At 38.5% G+C, this 19016-nt stretch carries 14 protein-coding genes; 7 read left to right on the top strand and 7 right to left on the bottom strand.

All coding sequences use genetic code 11. The features are described from left to right. Positions 1 to 16: 16 nt before the first annotated feature. From PVK71_RS18935 to PVK71_RS18905, 7 genes are all read right to left on the bottom strand, one after another. Positions 17 to 631 (bottom strand): TIGR04282 family arsenosugar biosynthesis glycosyltransferase, encoded by a 615-nt coding sequence (locus tag PVK71_RS18935; protein WP_274420746.1) that lies wholly within the window; start codon positions 629 to 631, stop codon positions 17 to 19. Next, a complete protein-coding gene (locus PVK71_RS18930; protein ID WP_274420747.1) occupies positions 628 to 1317 on the bottom strand; it encodes a TIGR04283 family arsenosugar biosynthesis glycosyltransferase in 690 nt (229 codons plus the stop codon). Before PVK71_RS18930 ends, PVK71_RS18935 begins: the two co-directional genes overlap by 4 nt. Next, a complete protein-coding gene (gene arsS / locus PVK71_RS18925) occupies positions 1314 to 2270 on the bottom strand; it encodes an arsenosugar biosynthesis radical SAM (seleno)protein ArsS (RefSeq protein WP_274420748.1) in 957 nt (318 codons plus the stop codon). The genes PVK71_RS18930 and arsS overlap by 4 nt, the downstream gene beginning before the upstream one ends. A gap of 42 nt (positions 2271 to 2312) precedes the next feature. Next, entirely contained in the window at positions 2313 to 2729 is a 417-nt protein-coding gene (locus PVK71_RS18920; RefSeq protein ID WP_274420759.1) for a hypothetical protein, read from the bottom strand. A 113-nt stretch (positions 2730 to 2842) separates the two neighbouring features. Further along, positions 2843 to 3571 (bottom strand): MipA/OmpV family protein, encoded by a 729-nt coding sequence (locus PVK71_RS18915; RefSeq protein ID WP_274420749.1) that lies wholly within the window; start codon positions 3569 to 3571, stop codon positions 2843 to 2845. Positions 3572 to 3622: 51 nt separating this feature from the next. After that, positions 3623 to 4027: a VOC family protein gene (locus PVK71_RS18910; protein ID WP_274420750.1), complete on the bottom strand. Its 405-nt coding sequence runs from the start codon at positions 4025 to 4027 to the stop codon at positions 3623 to 3625. Positions 4028 to 4519: 492 nt separating this feature from the next. Next, on the bottom strand, positions 4520 to 5371 hold the full coding sequence (locus tag PVK71_RS18905; protein ID WP_274420751.1) for a WYL domain-containing protein: 852 nt from the start codon (positions 5369 to 5371) through the stop codon (positions 4520 to 4522). 218 nt (positions 5372 to 5589) lie between these two features. Between PVK71_RS18905 and PVK71_RS18900 the strand changes: the two genes are divergently transcribed. The 7 genes from PVK71_RS18900 to PVK71_RS18870 all read left to right on the top strand — a co-directional run bounded on the left by PVK71_RS18900 (position 5590) and on the right by PVK71_RS18870 (position 18948). Further along, positions 5590 to 9252, top strand: coding sequence for an ATP-binding protein (locus PVK71_RS18900; RefSeq protein ID WP_274421891.1), 3663 nt, complete (start codon positions 5590 to 5592; stop codon positions 9250 to 9252). Continuing rightward, a complete protein-coding gene (locus PVK71_RS18895; RefSeq protein ID WP_274420752.1) occupies positions 9249 to 9887 on the top strand; it encodes a hypothetical protein in 639 nt (212 codons plus the stop codon). Before PVK71_RS18900 ends, PVK71_RS18895 begins: the two co-directional genes overlap by 4 nt. After that, on the top strand, positions 9887 to 11185 hold the full coding sequence (locus PVK71_RS18890) for a hypothetical protein (RefSeq protein WP_274420753.1): 1299 nt from the start codon (positions 9887 to 9889) through the stop codon (positions 11183 to 11185). Before PVK71_RS18895 ends, PVK71_RS18890 begins: the two co-directional genes overlap by 1 nt. Continuing rightward, the gene (locus PVK71_RS18885) at positions 11182 to 12027 is read left to right on the top strand and encodes a DUF7281 domain-containing protein (RefSeq protein WP_274420754.1); all 846 of its coding nucleotides are present in this window, start codon (positions 11182 to 11184) and stop codon (positions 12025 to 12027) included. Before PVK71_RS18890 ends, PVK71_RS18885 begins: the two co-directional genes overlap by 4 nt. A gap of 225 nt (positions 12028 to 12252) precedes the next feature. Continuing rightward, complete coding sequence (locus PVK71_RS18880; protein WP_274420755.1) at positions 12253 to 13872, top strand: class I SAM-dependent DNA methyltransferase; 1620 nt, start codon at positions 12253 to 12255, stop codon at positions 13870 to 13872. Continuing rightward, on the top strand, positions 13862 to 15298 hold the full coding sequence (locus PVK71_RS18875; RefSeq protein WP_274420756.1) for a restriction endonuclease subunit S: 1437 nt from the start codon (positions 13862 to 13864) through the stop codon (positions 15296 to 15298). Before PVK71_RS18880 ends, PVK71_RS18875 begins: the two co-directional genes overlap by 11 nt. 350 nt (positions 15299 to 15648) lie before the next feature. Next, positions 15649 to 18948: a type I restriction endonuclease subunit R gene (locus PVK71_RS18870; RefSeq protein WP_274420757.1), complete on the top strand. Its 3300-nt coding sequence runs from the start codon at positions 15649 to 15651 to the stop codon at positions 18946 to 18948. Positions 18949 to 19016 lie beyond the last annotated feature (68 nt).

Genomic DNA, 19016 nt, shown 5'->3' with positions numbered 1-19016 from the left:
TGGTTATTTGATAGAATTAGTTAAAACCCCAGCTTTTTGGTAGCCACTTTAGATCCTCAATAATATCAATGTCATGTAATTCTTTAAGCTTAGTTACTGACCAGTTGAGATCCTTTATTCGTTGCTCCGTTAGTGCGTAAACTTGATTAGTACTCCAGGGAATATTATTAAAAAGTGAATCATGATGCTTAGTTAATCCAAGTAAAGAGTAACCACCATCACTGACTGGAACTAGACATGAATCTGAATTGTGTAATGAATGAGCAGCAGATTGTAAAATATCACGTGTTAGAGCAGGGCAATCTGTCCCAATTATTATGTATGCTGAATAATCACGGGTTGCCTTTCTTGAAACAGAGGTTAGACGATCTCCTAGATTTCCTTCTCTTTGAAGGCTCCATGTTACTGTTGGTGGAATTGAAAATAGTTTCCAACAAGATGAATTTAGACTAGGTGTTACGCATAATTCAATTGGACCTATGTCTGATGAAATCGCCTCATTTATAGTATGTTGAAATAACATCTTGGCTAAACGTCCTGAATTTTCCATTCCTATTGAAGGAATTAAACGTGTTTTTGCCATACCAGCAACCGGGGTTTTAGCCATAATTATAATTTTAGTTTCGTTCATCTGTATTCCTTTGCGAGAGATTTTGCTGATGAGCCTAGCCAATAGAGTAGACGGAGCTTCCACATCAGAAATATCGTGTACCAAACTCCATTGTTTTCCCACCTTCGGCCTGATGTTGTTACGTGCTTTTTTAGGCAAATAGGAGTAGATATCCGGCAAAGTTTTTTAGATAATTCGATATCCTCCATTAAAGGTTGTTCGACAAAATGGCCAATTTCATTAAAACTACTTCTTCGAACAAAGATAGCTTGATCCCCTGTTGCAATCCCAGTTAAAGCAGAACGAAAATTGACCATTACTGAAACAAGACGGAGTATTTTAAGGTTACTATTAATTTTTATATTAAATCGACCCCATATTTTTTTTCTATTTTTCAATGCTGCGATTATTACATCATCAGCATCTTTAGGTAGTTGAGTATCGGCATGAAGAAATAATAAGATAGAACGAGAGCTATATAATGCTCCTATATTCATTTGGGTAGATCTGTTTTTTGGTGATGAAATTACGGTTAGCCCTTTTGAATTTAAATATGAAACTGAACCATCTTGACTACCACCATCAACAATAATTATTTCACAGCCGCGATCTTGCCAATAATTAAGATGTTCAATTAAAGTATTTAAATTGTTCTTTTCATTTAGTATTGGGACTATAATAGATAATTCTTTTATAATTTCACTCATAATGCTCCGCCACAACTGCTTCCTTGTCCTGCAGTACAAGCAAAGCAATGATCTGCTACACAGATAGGGTAGTTTTCCATTGGTAAATTTATTAATGATGTTAAATGCGCTTGAGTATTTTTACCTAAGTTCATATTAAGTTGTTGATTGAAATCGCAATCATATAAATAACCTTGCCAATCTACACTAATGGTTGTTCGGCACATCAGATTTTCTAAGTTTGCTTTATTAAAGTTGTTTATAAGTAAATTCAAGTAAGAGGTAAATTGACCTTTTGACTTTAATTGATAACCAAACCTTTTTATTGGTACATTTGTTATTGTGTATAACTCATTAAAAGAAATAGAGAATAATTCAAAAAGTTCTTTTTTATAATCTTGTTCTAGTTGTAATTGTGAAGGAGGTAAATTAGTTCCTTGAGGATTAAAAACAAGATTAAGCTTAAGCGGAGAGTTGTGATGTCCATAACCTAGAGAATTAAGTTTTTTTAATGCTTCGATACTCTTATTAAATGTGCCTTTTCCTCTTTGCTTATCGACATTATTTATTGAATAACATGGTAAAGATGCAATTATTTCCACATTATGTTGAGCCAGGAACTCTGCAAGATCTTCTTGATTTTCTTCATATAAGATAGTGAGATTACATCGATCAATGATATGAATATCGGCTTTAAATGCTTCTTTAACTAGATACCGAAAATCTTCATGTAATTCAGGAGCACCACCAGTTAAATCAAGCGTCTTAATATTATGATGCTTAATTACAGGTAATATAAGATCGATGTTCTTACGAGACATCATTTCTTTTCTATTTGGACCTGCATCTACATGACAATGACGACAAGTCATATTGCACTTATAACCTAAATTTACTTGTAAAGTATCTAGTCCTTTTCTTGCGATTTGTGGAAAATTAAATTTTTGTAAATCATTTGGTAAGATAAAATTCATAAAAAACCTTATGTAATATATATTATAAATAATAGGGTGAAGTTATTTTTTTATCTTAAAGGTCCATATGTCATAATCTCTTAATATATAGAGAGTCAAACAAGCAGCAAGCATTGGCCATGCGGTAAAAAACAATAAATTATTAAGAGGGTCAAAATATTTCAAATATGATGAAAATGTAGAGCCCATATGGAAGATAAATATGATTAAATAAGTGATATTTTTCCATATGCCTAAAAGAAAAATGGCAATAAATATAAGCTGACTGATCCCCATTAAAATAGATATATCTGTTGATAAGCTCAGACCATAAAAGTTTGAGAACACACTTAATGCATGTTCTGGAGCTACGACTTTATCAATGGCCCAAACTGTAAAAACTAAGGCAATAGTTATGCGTAAAGTTAATAAACTAATAGCTAATCTTCGAGTTAAATTTAAAGTATCAGAATGAATCATGTATTGAGTGTCCTTATTTTCGTCTTTCAGAATGTTTCTTAAAACTTCAGACATGAACTAAACCGTTTAGTTCATTTGTTGTTTAAATTTAGTGTTCTATAATTTGACGATAGTTAATCAGTAAATTTATAGACAATACCTAAGCTAAATGACCAACCTAAATCACGTTGAATTAAGGGGCTATCAGAATCATGGTGCTCTAGTTCCAATTTTGTTAAGACTAACCAGGTTGGTGTAAACGAGTAGATACCAATAATACCAGTTTGATATACCCAGGTGCTGTTGGCACTAAATTCAGTTAAAGTTGAATTTAGTGCTTCTTGGTAAGTTATAGAGTAGAGATGTTGAGATAAATTTTTATCTCGATAATCAATTTCTAAGTATGGTGTTAAAGTGAAATTTTCAATTGGTATATTCAATGTACGGCCTAAATGAAGCTGTATTTCGTAACCTCTATGTATATTAGTCACATCATGTAAATAGGTTAAGCGGGCACCAACTGTACCAATAGAGATCCCTAACTCGCCATTTTCATTGCGGTCATTTATACCTAATGGCATGACATCTGAATGTTCTGAAAATCGCCATTGGCCAGTTAAACCAAGGTAGGGAAGTAAGGCGATGTTAGCTAAGCTGCCATCAATAAAACCGTTTTTACTATTGTAAAATAGACTTGGTTCAACGCTTAAATTTTGCTCATTAGGAGCAGAAAAAGCCGATTGTCCGTACACACTACTAAATCCAAGAAAACCAAAATTATGGTATTGAGCTTGAGCTTGAGCTTGGGTTGAAGTGAATGATGTGTATATAATAGAAAAAATAAATAATATTTTTTGATTCATATTCTTTTATTAAACCAATATAAATAATGGATAACTGATTAACATGTGCTGTTATGACTGATGACATGTCCAGATAAATTCAATTCGAATTCCACTTGGGTCATAACACATCATATGTGTACTAGGACCTATTTGAAGAGGTTCAGGTGAGAATTCAATTAATGTCCCCGCATTTAATAATCGTTTATAAATTGTAATGAGCATATCTTCACTTTCGACTGATAGCGCTAAATGATGGAGTCCAACATTATTTTTTCTATCAAACTTGATTGAACTATCAGACTTTACTGACCAGAGTGTCAGCATAATAGAACCATCGCTGACAAATATTGCAGGGTAATTCATATCTCTTTTTACTTCTTTCCATCCTAATAGTTCAGTAAAAAATTGTACACTTTCTTCTAGCTTTGATACTGACAACCCAACATGGTGGATCCCACTGGTTAATCCTTTCATTAAATATCCTTATTTTTTCATGAGTAAGATGATGGTCTCATTTAGTAAAAATGAATTCACATCAAATATAAACTAAACTGTTTAGTTTATATTTGCAAGATAATAATGAATGCTTGAGCGAGTTAGATTTCCTATCAATATTTGATACTTAATGTTCACTATTGTGTGATGGAATAGTGAAAATAATTGTTATAACTATACTTAATTGGAAATGGAAAAAATTGTGGTAATTTTATCTGGTTATAGCGTGTTTGATGGGGCGGAGATTCATGAGGCGGCACCACATTATACGAAATAACCCACCTAGTGCGGGCTATTTTTTGTCTGTAATTTATTTATAATCAATCAATCAATCAATCAATCAATCAATCAATCAATTAGTTAGTTATTATTTTCATATTTCTGCTTTGTGAAATCTATTATTTGAAGTAACACCGTAAGTAACCTTTTATCACTCACATATTTTTGGTGTTACTTCAGCAATTTAAATAACTAAAAACTGTTTGTGTCGAAACGTGCGGTTAATTGATGAACTTCCGGTTCTTTTTTTAGTAACCCTTCGTCTTGTGTTGTTCCCATTCGGCGTAAGTAATAATGTACTAAAGCTTTACGAGTTGTGATTTCTAACTCTTTATTTTCCATAGCATAATCGTCAGCAACGATGCATTGTTGTTTTTCAGATAAGTAGGGATTAGGTATAATCGTTAACTTAACTTGGTTATTCCAATCATCATCATATTCTCGCGTATTTGGTGATTTATCCATTAAGTCCGGTTCGTTCCTAAAACGGCTTAATACGAAGTCGCGATAATTACTTCTATCTTCACAAAATGCTCTCACATGCCATCTAATACCATCATAAACCAAGCTATGGGGAGCAATTATACGTCCTCGAACTTCAGGTGTAGAGAGAGACACGTAATCAATATCGATGCGAAGATTAGCTCTTGCGGCAGCAATTAAACTTCGAACGATTTTTGGTGATATAGCCCTTTCAGGAACATTCAATACTGTCGATTGAGCTTCCCCCCAATTAAAGAATTCAAATGTTTCTTCTTGATTATATTGTTGATGAAGCATCATAAGGTATTCATGAGCAGTACCTTGAGTAAATAGAGGCTTAAAGCTATCTGCTGGCCTGTAACCCTTAATTGTCCTATCTAGTATCAATTGATCTTGGCCTGTAAGGCTAATGTACTTATTGATATCTCTAGAAGCCTGTTGGCGGCCTATATGAAAAGCGTCACAAAGGTGATTTGTTGTCAGTCGACCTTCCCATTGAGCGACGATTTCAATTAGTCGAAATCTTACTTGTTGGTCCCACTTAATATCTACTTGAATCATGTTCCTGCTCACAAATGTTACATGTTGATGTGTACAGTATATACATGTATACAAAAAGTACATATATTTATTGTGGATATTGAGAAGGGCGTATTAGATTCAGAAGCCATTTCTGTGAGAGCATAAATTATATGGCAGCTGCAACCTGATTTAGTTGCCATAAATTCAAACTGGTTGATTTTCAGTCAAGAAAAACAACATAACCCGAGATAGATACGATGATGTATGCCGGATTGACCAAAGTTATCGCAATAAATTCTTATCAGAAAAACAAGATGTTTTCTGAGTATTCTTTTGACGCTTCCACTCAGATCACTGGCGGTAACGGAGAAGGAAAAACATCATTATTAAGGCTCATTCCGTTCTTTTATGGAGCGACTGGCACACAGATCGTCAGGAAATCGAATGTTAATAAACCCTTCGCAGAATGGTACTTACCACACAACAATAGTTATATTGTTTTCGAGTACATTACTGCTCGTGGTCAAGTTGCTCATGTCATTTGTTATCGAAACCTTAGTACTAAAGGTGGCATTGTGTACCTTTTCGTTAAAGGTCAGTTTGAGCAATCAGTGCTCATTAAACAAGACAGCGAAGAAAAGCCTTACGCTATCGGCTGTACAAAGCTGGCCGCGGAGCTGAGCGCTAACGGCTTAGATTACGAGTCGCGTATTACTAGCGTCAAAGAGTACCGCGAAATTATCCAAAATATTAATGCAGGGAATTTGAGTAATCAGTTCCTAAGCTACTCTTTGTGCTCTGGTCGTCATGATGTCCGTCATATCGAAAAAATCACCGCCGCATTGATTCAGGGTGAATTCAACATGGCCGACACAAAGGCGCTTTTCCTGGATATCCTTGAGCAAGGGAATAGTACATTAGAGTTTGGTGTGGATGCGAACAGAATTGAACAATGGTGCGATGACTACAGCGGTCTAACAGCTTTCCTAGATAAAAAAGACGCATTCAATGAAGCTATTGCGAATAATCAGCAGATCGCGTACCTAACCACTCAGCTCGCCAATGCCTTAACAATCATTCGTGATGCGTCTGAAAGCCTTGAGGGATCGCTTAAGAAAACCGAACTGGAGCGCTCAGATTTTCTTGAAACTAGTGGCATTCAGATTGGCGAGATTAATGAAAAAAAGCTCGATAAAGAGGTTCGAAAGAGCGCACTTCAACGCTCAATCACAAGTCTTAACTCTGAGATCGAAGTACATCACAGCAAGCTTATAACATACGAAAATAATGGTTACCCAGAACTGTCCGTTAAGCTAAAGCAATTGCCAGAAATGGAAGACTGGGTGGCACAACAAAGACAAAGTTACGCCGATCTTGAAACTAAGGTAAATGATGCCAAAGCAAAGTATGAGAAAGACAAACAAAGCCTTGTTAGTAAGTTCAATAAAGAAAAGTCTGACCTAACAGAGCAAAAACTTGATGCCGAGAAAGAGTGCAAGGTTAAAAAAGACAAGATAGACGATGTATATCAGCCACAGTTAAAGGAACTGACCCAAACCCATACGATTTTTACAGCGGATAAATCTCAGGCTCTTATGGAGCATAGGGCTGAACTCGCTACTCAAAAGCAGCGACTAAAGAACCCAGATATTGATGAGCTTCTCATTGAGCAGAGAGAGCAGTTGGAGTCTGAGAAAGACAGATTGCAAGAACAAGTAGACACGTTAAAACACACGACAACTTTGAGTGAGAAGGACGGAATCAACTTACAAATTAAACGTGAAAAGCTACTCGAAAGATTAGAGGCCACTCGTCGAAATATGCGCGATGCTGAAGCCCGGTTAAAGGTAGTCAGTAACCGATTAGACCCAGATTCAGGAACCTTGTTCTCGTTCCTGGAGGCTAATCGACAGGGGTGGCAAAACTCTCCACTTGGTCGTGTTCTTACCGATGAGCTTTTGATGGACACGACACTCACACCATCAATGACTGAAGATTCAGGTTCAATGTACGATTTATATATCGATACGAGTAACCTAGCAGATTGTAGTGTCACCAACAAAGCTGATGTGGAAGAGCAGACTCACTTGATGGACCGTATCGTTGAGCTTGAAGACGCAGAGGCTGATTTCAATAAGCAAATTTTGAAAAATGATTTTGCTGTTAAGCAGTCAACGCTTGAGTTATCACGATTACGCAATGAACTGCGAAACGCTGAGGGTGACCTATCACAAACTAAGGTTAACCTTAAAAACAAGAAAATAGAGATTGCCCGTGCAAAAGAGGGCTTAATCGAAAAAATAAATATAAGCATCAAATCGATTGAGAAAGCTATATCCCAGATTGAGCGAGAAGACTCAGTGGCGCTTGAACGTTTTGAAGAAGCAAAATTAGAGCTAAACAACGACAGGCTTACTCAAATTAGCAATGTAGAATCATCACTTGATCTTACGATCGGAGCTATTGACGAACTACTTGCAAAAAGTATTCTGACGTTAGGCGAGAACAAGCAGCGCATCAAAACGGAGTATGAACAGCGGTTGAGTGAGCAAGGTATTAGCGGTGAAATCTATCAACGCTATAAAGAAGAAATTGAATTTCTTGATAATGAGATCAAAAACTTAAAAGCGAAGTCTCATAAGATCAAAGAATATGAGATATGGCTTGCTGTTTATGAAGTGGATGATCCTAAGAGACGTGATGATCGCAATACTAAGGTCAAAGAACTTGAAACGGTGCATCAAGAAGTTAAATCTTTAGAAACAAAACTGAAAGAGTTGAGAGCCAAAGCTCATCGAACCCAAAAAGAGTTTGATGAGAAGCTTTCTATCTTGAGAAACCACAAACAGCGAGCTGACAGTGCAATCTCTCGCCTAACTAACTACGTGATGTTTGAGGGCGAAGAAGGGAGCCAAGAAGAGCTCGACTATAACGGTGATTTAAATTCACTATTGAATGATGTGGAGAGCAAATTCCCAGAGTTAGAGAGACTTACTAAGCAACGTAAAAAAGATATACAACAAATGGAAACTATCACTCTCAACCTTGGTGACGGGGAGCTGTATCGTTTCTGGAATGAAAGCAGCCGAAACACCATTACAGAGGATATTGTTGCTAGTGACTCTAAGCGAATAGATATTCTTGAAATAATCATGAATGACATTATACCTCAAGTGACTCGTATAACAATTGAAAGCGCGGTTAACATGGGGCGTATGCTCGTTGACTTCAAGCATCGTCTACTTGGCTTCGATCGTGATATTAAGAAACTTGGTCGCAATATCTCTGAACAAGTAAAACTCAATAATACGTTCTCGGTGGTTGGTTCTATTGACATTAACGTCGAGAGCTCACTTTCCAAACTACAAGGTTGGCAAGATATTATTAACTTCTCTGAGATTTACGAAGAGTGGGATAAAACGGGATCGGCTGAGCTACCAACCAAAGAGTTTTTCAACGCTTTAAGTACACTGACGTACCATATTAGTGCCGAGAAAGTTAAGAAGCCTACTGAGCTGTTTGACATCAAATTTGAAGTCATCGAGAACAACCAGCGTAAAACGGCCAAAACAGATAAAGATATGCGTGATTTGGCCAGTAATGGTACGAACTTGCTCATTCAATCCATGTTGTATTTAGCACTACTGACGCAACAACGTGGAGCCAGTCGACTATCAATAACTTACCCAACCGATGAGATTGGTAAGCTGACGGCAGAAAACCAAGCTAAATTACTTAAAATGATGGGGGCACACAACTTCAATGTTATTGCGGCTCAACCAGATGGCAATAACCGTACAGCCAATTTATTCAAGTATCTGTACCACTTAACGCCTTACAAGAACATTTTCAACAAACCTAAAGTAAGCAAACTTGCGTTAGCTAAAGCCGCTGAAACTAGCACAGGAGTAGAAGCATGAAGCCAGTATCACAAGTCCTAGAATCTCTACTTAGTGGTAGCTTTATCTGCCCAGCAACTGATCGTGAAGCTTACAAGACGCTTAAAGAGGATCGTACACGCCGAGAAATCAATCAAGCGTTGACTCTTATGGGCCGCGAGCTCCAATGTACGAGCAGAACCAGCGCCTATTATGTCACCTATAAAAGTATCGACGACCACAATCGTCGTCAAGTGACCGCGTTGATGAGTAATGTACACGGTATAATTCGACCTGTAGTTAAGTTCGTGGCGACAGTGAGTGAGGCTGCTCAAGTTGAAGCTGTGATGGTTGGTGGTGATGAGTTAAATGTGCCGGCCTTGAGCGCGCAAATCCAATCGTCTCCTAGCTTGATGGAGAAACTCGATAGTATTTATCGACTTCCGAAAGTGAGTCGAAAAAAAGTGCGTGATAGTGCAGCTGATAAACTAAATGTGGTTGTTGAATTTCTGGTTAAAGAAGGGGTGGCTCATTTAGTAAACAAAGAGCGCCAACTTTATGTGATGACGGGAAAATTAGACTTTGTTTACGAGGTGCTCGATTTTATCGATACCCATGAAAAGATCGTTGAAGCAGTTAACAAAGCAAACGAGAACCAAGAGGAGTTCGACTTTTGATGAGCTCTCAAAACAATGGGAAACATGGTGGTGTCAACCACATGCTTCGCTTAATAAGCCAAGCAAAGGACACATTAACTCATGTTTTTGAAAATGGCACGATACGTGAAACTCATGAGAACGCCAACGACCTACGTAAATTAAAAGAAGCCCGTGTTGTTATCGTGACAAGCCGCGGCTACCGTGTGCATCCTAAGATGGAGGCACTGATGAACTATTTCCTTGAAACGGAAGCAAGTTCATTTCTTGGAACTCAACACGCTGAGCGTATTCCAGAGATTCAAAGCCTTGCACAAGAATATCTGGAAGCTAAATTAAATGGCAAAAGAGAACAAGAGGCTGATCGGTTTAATAGTTTAGAAGGTGTCGTTTATGAAATCACAATGGATTTGCAAGAATCTTGTCGTCGCTTAAGAAACCGTATCAGTTATGACTTTGGTTATGGTCATACGCTCGTCCAAAAGCAAAAAGAGAATCAAGTTGCTATAGAGCAAGCTGAAAAGCTTGTTAGTGGCATGAAAGCTTTCTCTTTTAAGTTGTTGAGTGATACTGCAGGAGATAATTCAGAGCTAAACACCTTGTTTTGTACTGAAATGCACAGTGCGATTCGTAGTTGCCAACAAGAGCTCGGCTCTATCCTAATTCAACTTCGAGCTTTGATGCTGAAGTATCGTAACCGAGAGCGTGATAAGGACCTGATCAATGCCTTTGATCGGTTTATTGATCAAGAGCCACATTGGACACCAAATGACGATTTGATTTTGCCCGATGAGATAGCAAAGCACGATGGCATACCGACGTTTTGGCTTTCAGAGCCTATTCAATTTACGCATCACCCAAATCCTGATGATATGGACCAAGAGCCGGAATTGGCCGATATTGTTGAGAAAATTACGGCACAACCTGTCGAAAAAGAAGAACTTCCGGTTGTTGAAGAGGCTGAGCGCCGAGAATTGGCACTTGATGTTGAAATACAAGAGCTGATTGAAGCGGACATTGATTCACATTGCGATACTTTTTTTGCTGAAGCTTTCATTGGGAAGGGAAAAACCAGCATTTCCGCCTTGGAATATTACGAGCAAATCAATAGTGATTTACCAGAAGATCTTGACCAGCTCACTTGCGCTAAAGACGTGTGGTTATTTAGCGTGCTTAACTTCCATAGCTCAATGCTTCCCGAAGATAGCAAAGGCTTCATCGTCGAGCCTATCGGGTCTTATACCTATTTAGCAAAAGGTAGCAATATAGGTTATGGCAACCTTCACTTAGAAGATGTATCTATAGCGAGGAAACTGTGAGTAGAATTATTGATGATATAACTGGTAGTGATTTGAATCGGCTAAAACAATTGTTCTCTCCAGCGAAGGTTAAAGAAGGGGCCAATGTAGCGTTGAGTGGCGTTTTTGAGATTTTTCACCTCGACTTTGGTGTTGGGATTGCCAGAGGAAAAAAGTTACAGCTTACATCTAGAGATATACGTCAAATTAGAAAAGTAATTAAAGAACAATCAGGTTTTGATCTTTTAACTGATCCTATTCCAAATTCTCGAACGGATATGGCTCAGTTCTTTCCAAACGAGAAGTTAAGCTCAAGGCCAGTCAAAGACAAGGTAATTAAAGTTTATGGGATTTTGTCTACGAACATAAATGGCAGAAAGTATGATTTAGAAGAGGGCATGAACATTGAAATCTCTCTAAGTTGTTTGAAAAGTATCGAACACAATCAAATCGTGATTGTTGAAAACTACGAAGCATTTTCTAAGTTTAGATTGGTGAAAACGGATATGGAGCCTAATCCTCTTATCGTCTACCGAGGAGATAAGGATTGTAGCGTGATATCAAAAGAAATTGCCCTAACTTTTCCAGATATAGAACTTGTCGCTTGGTTTGATACAGATCCTAAAGGTATTTCTTTAGCCTTTGCATCGGGGGCTGATTATATGCTCGTTCCAGATTTATCAAAAGAGGTGCTTAAACGGCATGGACGTTCAGATCTATTTAGTAATCAGTACCAAAACTGGAAACGAGTATCAGCACTAATTCCTTCTAATCTAGAGTTATTAATGGCTAATGTAGCAAAAGGGATAAGCCAAGAATCAATAATAGCAAACGATATAAATGTAAGTTTATATAAAATCTAGTTACGAGATTGTTCTAAATACAAGCATCATGAATGAATTAAATCACAGAGGCTTGTTATTAAAGTTATGCCACAGCTAGTGTGGCATTTTTTATCCCTATTTCTGCCATTAACCCTTCAAAATTACTCCCCATATCAATGATTTCTTCCTAACTTAATGTACAATACGCCGCATTAAATCTTGTATCTTTTGCAAGTAGAAATAACAGAATGAGAAGTAAACGTTATGGCTAAAGCTCCAGCGAAAAAAGCGATCAAAGCAAAACCAAGCAAAGGCTTTGAAGAAACCCTGTGGGATACCGCGAATCAACTGCGTGGCAGCGTTGAATCATCAGAATACAAACACGTAGTATTGAGCCTTGTTTTCTTAAAGTTCGTCAGTGATAAATTTGAAAAACGTCGTCAACAACTGATTGATAACGGACAAGACGCTTTTGTTGAAATGGAAGCTTTCTACCAACAAGACAACATCTTTTATCTTCCTGAAGACGCTCGCTGGTCAAAAATTAAAGCCAACGCCAAACAAGATGACATTGCCGTTCAAATTGATACCGCGTTATCAACCATTGAAAAGCGTAACCCATCATTAAAAGGGGCATTGCCAGATAACTACTTCTCACGCCAAAATTTAGAAGTGAAAAAACTCGCGTCATTGATCGACACCATTGAAAACATCGAGACAATGGCGAAAGAAAACGATCTGACCGAAGAAGATTTAGTAGGGCGAGTGTATGAATACTTCCTTGGTAAATTTGCAGCGACCGAAGGCAAAGGCGGTGGTGAGTTCTATACGCCAAAATCAGTGGTAACATTATTAGCCGAGATGCTAGAACCGTACAGCGGTAAAATTTACGATCCTGCCTGTGGTTCAGGCGGTATGTTCGTTCAATCAATGAAGTTCATCAATAGCCACCAAGGTAACCGTAAAGACATCTCTATCCACGGACAAGAGCTAACGGCCACCACGTACAAACTAGCAAAAATGAACTTAGCGATTCGTGGTATGGCAGGTAACTTAGGTGAAAAGCCAGCAGATACTTTCTTTAACGATCAGCACAAAGATTTAAAAGCCGATTACATCATGGCGAACCCACCGTTTAATCTTAAAGATTGGCGTGCCGATTCAGAGCTAACGGATGATCCGCGCTTTGAAGGCTACCGCACACCACCAACAGGCAACGCCAACTATGGCTGGATATTACACATGTTGTCTAAGCTAAGTGAAACCGGCACAGCTGGTTTTGTATTGGCAAATGGCTCTATGAGTTCAAACACCAGTGGTGAAGGCGAAATCCGCGCTAAAATGGTAGATAACGATGTGGTGGAATGTATGGTTGCCTTACCGGGTCAGCTGTTCTACACCACGCAAATTCCAGTTTGTTTATGGTTTATAACTAAAGATAAAACTGCCAATGTAGGCAAGGGCTATCGTAACCGCGAAAAAGAAACCTTGTTTATTGATGCTCGTGAAATGGGCACCATGATCAACCGTACAAATAAAGAATTAACGGTTGATGACATTGCAAAAATTGCCGATACCTTCCATGCATGGCGCAGCGATGATGCCGAGCTTAAAGCGCGAGTTGAACGTGAAGAGTGCAAGATTGAACAATATGAAGACATCGCAGGCTACTGCAAAAGCTCAACCATTGATGAGATAAAAGCCAACGATTACGTGTTAACACCAGGACGTTACGTAGGCGCAGCAGAACTTGAAGATGATGGTATTCCATTTGAAACCAAGATGCGTGAGTTATCTCAAACGCTATACAGCCAAATGAACCAAGCGGAAGCGTTAGATAAAGCGATCCGTGTGAATTTGGAGGCGTTGGGTTATGGGGAGTGAGTGGAAGAGTGGTGTATTAGGTGATCTAATTACAAGTGGAAATGCTATTTTACAGACAGGCCCTTTTGGTACAGCATTAAAAGCTGAAGAGTACTCTAGTCACGGAGTGCCTCTTATTTCTGTTCGAGAAATTAGAGAAGGCTTTATTCAAATTGAAGATATCACACCAAAGGTAGATTGTTGTGTGACAACTAGATTACCTAAGTTTGTGCTTGAATTAGGCGATATAGTGTTTGCTCGTAAAGGTGGTATTGAGCGAAATGCTTTAATTACAGAAAGAGAAAAAGGATGGTTTATCGGTTCTGATGGTATTTATTTGCGTCTTTCAGATAAGTTTGATTCAACATATTTTAGCTACGTAATGCGAAGCCCACACGTAAAAACGTGGTTAATTAAGAATTGTGAAGGAACAACAATGCCTTCATTAAATCAAAAAATATTAGCTCGTATTCCTATATTTTTGCCTCCGAAAATAGAACAGCAAAAAATATCTGATTTGTTATGTCATTTTGATAAAAAAATCGCCCTAAACCGTCAAATCAACCAAACCCTAGAACAAATGGCGCAAACGTTGTTTAAATCTTGGTTTGTTGATTTTGATCCTGTGATCGATAACGCCCTTGATGCTATTGCCAGTGGTCAGGATATTGAAATTCCAGAATCACTAACGAAACGCTTTGAAGCGCGTAAAGCGGTGCGTGAAAGTGAAGGTTTTGAACCATTACCTGCGGATATTCGCCAATTATTTCCTTGTGAGTTTGAGGAGAGTGAATTAGGATTTGTGCCGAAGGGGTGGGGATATAAACCAGCACAAGACATTGCTTCTATTTCTATTGGTAAGACCCCCCCAAGAAAAGAAACTGAGTGGTTTAGTGACGTAAAAGCAAAAAATGTTACGTGGATTTCTATTCGAGATATGGGGAATTGTGGTGTATTTACACAAGAATCTAACGAGTATCTTGTACCAGAAGCTATATCTAAATTCAATGTGAAGGTTATACCTAAAGATTCAGTCATTTTGAGTTTTAAAATGACTCTAGGCAGAGTTTCGATTGCAAGCACTGAGTTAGCAACAAACGAAGCTATAGCTCATTTTGTTAATCCAAAATTCGGCATTAATAAAGAATATTTATATAGTTACTTGATGACATTTAATTATGACTCTCTAGGAAGTACTTCTTCTATTGCTACAGCTGTTAATTCGAAGTTAATAAAGCAGTTACCAGTATTAGTGCCTGATTCTTCAATATTAGATACATACTTTGAGCGTGTTACTGGGATATTTGAGAAGTTACAGTCTGTTGATTGTGAGGTTTCAACATTGATTAACCTCCGAGACACACTATTACCAAAATTAATCTCAGGTGAATTACGCTTAGATTCACTACAAGGTGAAGCATTGCAACAAGCGGTGAGTGCGGAGTAACCCCCTCTAACTCCCCCTTGTTAAGGGGGAGAACTAGTTTTTTACTTGTGGTGGGTTTAACTGGTAGCAATGAAAACTGCATTTGCGTGGTGTTTCAAAGCAAAACAAGGAATAACGTAACGTTACAGATTAAGCAAAAGAAAGCGCAATAACCAACAGCACCAAAGAAAACTCTCCCCTTGGTCACCAATGCCAAGGGTTCGAATAAGTCGATATAAGGGGGAGCTGGAGGGGGTTGTTAGCACCAAAACCAAAAGGTGACAACAGATCACCAAATCTACAAACAACAATAAAAATAGGAATGCATTAGACATTCAACTTCTTAAAAACAGTGGTATTAGGAAAAGGCGATGAGCTTAAAATTTACAGAAGCCAAATTAGAACAAGCCATTATCGAACTACTCGGTAAGCAAGGCTATTCACACGCAATTGGCAGTGATATTACTCGAAAAGACAAGGAAGAAGTACTCATCCTCGATGATCTACGCCACTACCTCGCAAAGCAGTACCAAGCGGATGGAATCACCGAGAGCGAAATTGAATTCATCATTCGTCAGTTCATCACATTGCCAGCCAGTGATCTCTATGAAAGCAACAAAACCTTCTGTAAATGGTTAAGCAACGGGTTTCTATTTAAACGAGAAGACCGCAGCCAAAAAGATCTCTATATCGAATTAATTGATACCAAGCACTTACCACAAGCATTATCAGAGATGTTTGCTCCTAATGTGTTACAAGAGCATGAATCAGAGCAAGCGCTAGAAAGTAAAGTAGCAGAAACAAAACTCAGCTACCTTTCCAATACCTGCAAAGACAACAACCAATACAAAATCGCCAATCAATTAGAGATTGAAGGCAATGCCGTAAGTGGTGAAGCAGGACAAATCCGAATTCCCGATGGCATTTTATACATCAACGGATTCCCACTCGTGGTGTTTGAATTCAAAAGCGCGATCCGAGAAGACGAAGCCACAATTTACGACGCATGGCGACAAATTTGCGTGCGTTACAAGCGTGATATTCCACAATTGTTTGTCTACAACGCCATGTGCATCATCAGTGATGGCGTAAACAACAAAATGGGTAACGTGTTCGCCCCTTATGATTTCTACTACGCATGGCGTAAAGTCACGGGTAATGAATCAAACGAAAAAGAGGGCATTGATTCTCTTCACACCATGCTACAAGGTCTGTTTAATAAAACACGCTTGCTTGATGCGGTGAAGAACTTTATCTACTTTCCTGATACCTCTAAAAACGAACTTAAAATTTGTTGTCGTTATCCGCAATACTACGCCTCACGTAAGCTCTATTTCAATATTAAAAAAGAGCGCAAACCGATGGGCTCAGGCAAAGGCGGAACTTACTTTGGTGCCACTGGCTGTGGTAAGAGTTTCACCATGCAGTTTTTAGCGCGTCTATTAATGAAAAGTGTCGATTTTGAAAGCCCAACCATCGTGCTTATCACCGACCGTACCGATCTCGACGAGCAATTATCAAAGCAATTCACCAGTGCCAAAACCTATATAGGTGATGAGACGATTAAAGCGGTAGAAAGCCGTGAGAACCTGCGTGAGTTATTAAAAGGACGCAGCAGTGGTGGCGTATTCTTAACCACCATTCATAAGTTTACCGAAGACATTCAATTATTGTCAGAGCGTAGCAACATCATTTGTATTTCTGATGAAGCGCACCGAAGCCAAATCAATCTTGATCAAAAAGTCACGGTAGACCATGAAAAAGGCACCATCAAAAAGATCTATGGTTTTGCTAAATACCTGCATGATTCCTTACCAAATGCGACGTATGTTGGTTTTACTGGCACACCGATTGATGCCACATTAGATGTGTTTGGTGAAGCGATAGACAGCTACACCATGACAGAATCAGTTAATGATGAAATCACGGTACGCATCGTTTATGAAGGCCGTGCAGCTAAAGTCATTCTGGATAACAGTAAACTAGAAGACATAGAAAAATATTACCAAGATTGTCTTGATTCAGGGGCAAACGAGCATCAAGTTGAAGAGAGTAAAAAAGCCTCTGCCAACATGAATGCGATCTTGGGTGATCCAGACCGAATTGAAGCTCTCGCAAAAGACTTTGTTCAGCATTATGAGCAGCGAGTGGAAGAAGGCTCAACCATCAAAGGCAAAGCGATGTTTGTCTGCTCAAGCCGTGATATTGCTTATGATTTCTACAAACAAGTGAAGTTATTGCGTCCAGAGTGGTTTGTAGAGAAACACGCAGTCGATGGTGTTGAGCTAACAGAAAAAGAGAAGAAAGAGATCTTACCGTCTGAGATGGTCAAATTGGTAATGACACGCGGCAAAGATGATGAGCGTGAACAATACGATCTGTTAGGCACAAAAGAGTACCGCAAAGAGCTAGATAAACAGTTTAAAAACGAGAAATCCAACTTCAAAATCGCCATTGTGGTGGATATGTGGTTAACCGGATTTGATGTGCCGTTTTTAGATACCATCTACATTGATAAGCCATTGCAAAAGCACAACCTTATTCAAACCATTTCTCGTGTTAACCGTAAGTACGAAGGGAAAGAGAAAGGCTTGGTGGTAGATTACATCGGCATTAAAAAGCAGATGAACCTTGCACTTGCGATGTATTCAAAAGCTGATGAAACCAATTTTGAAGACATTCGTTTATCCGTGATTGAAGTAAAGAACCATTTGGATTTACTCAAGCAAGTATTTCATAAGTTTGATAGCAGCGATTACTTCTCAGGAGAGTCGGTTGCACAACTTGGTTGTTTGAATCGCGCTGCTGAATTTGTACTAACCACCAAAAAGATTGAAGCGCGTTTTATGGGCTTAGTGAAACGCTTAAAAGCCGCTTACGATGTGTGTTGTGGTAGCGAAAGTTTGTCTCAACAAGAGCGTGATTTTATCCATTTCTATATCGCGGTTCGCTCTATCGTATTCAAGTTAACCAAAGGCGACGCGCCAGATACGGCACAAATGAATGCACGTGTTCGTGAAATGATAGCTGAAGCCTTAAAAGCTGACGGCGTAGAAGAGATCTTTAAGCTAGGTGAAGAGGATGCAGAGTCAGTTGATATTTTCGATAAAGATTACATGGACCGAATCAACAAGATCAAACTGCCAAACACCAAAGCGCAGTTACTGCAAAAGGTGCTAGCCAAAGCCATTAGTGACTTTAAAAAAGTGAATCAACTTCAAGGGATTAACTTCACTAAGAAGTTTCAAGCATTAGTTGATCATTACAACGAACGCAAAGAAAACGATGAGCTAAACGGTGAAGAATTTGAAGTATTTACTGACGAGATCGTAAACCTAATCGGCGAGTTAGAAACTGAGATGACAGCTCATAATGATTTAGGTATTGATTTTGAAGAGAAAGCCTTCTTCGATATCTTGGTATACATGTCACAGAAGTACGATTTCACCTATCCAGATGAGAAGTTATTAGAACTCGCCAAGCGCATGAAGGTTATTGTGGATGATAAAGCCCAATATCCAGACTGGAGCCAACGAGACGATATCAAAGCCTCATTAAAAGTAGAGCTAATTGTTTTGCTGCATGAGTTTGGTTATCCACCAGTCACCTGTGATGATGTGTATATGGGCGTGTTAGAGCAGGCAGAGAATTTTAAGAAAGGAAAAAGTTAATGAGCAGTGATATTAATCAGAAGCAAACTGGTGATGTGGCAATTGATGAAATCAATTATTACTTAAAA

Source organism: Aliivibrio sp. S4MY1 (assembly GCF_028765545.1).
Classification (GTDB): Bacteria; Pseudomonadota; Gammaproteobacteria; order Enterobacterales; family Vibrionaceae; genus Aliivibrio.
This window is presented reverse-complemented; position numbering and strand designations above follow the sequence as displayed.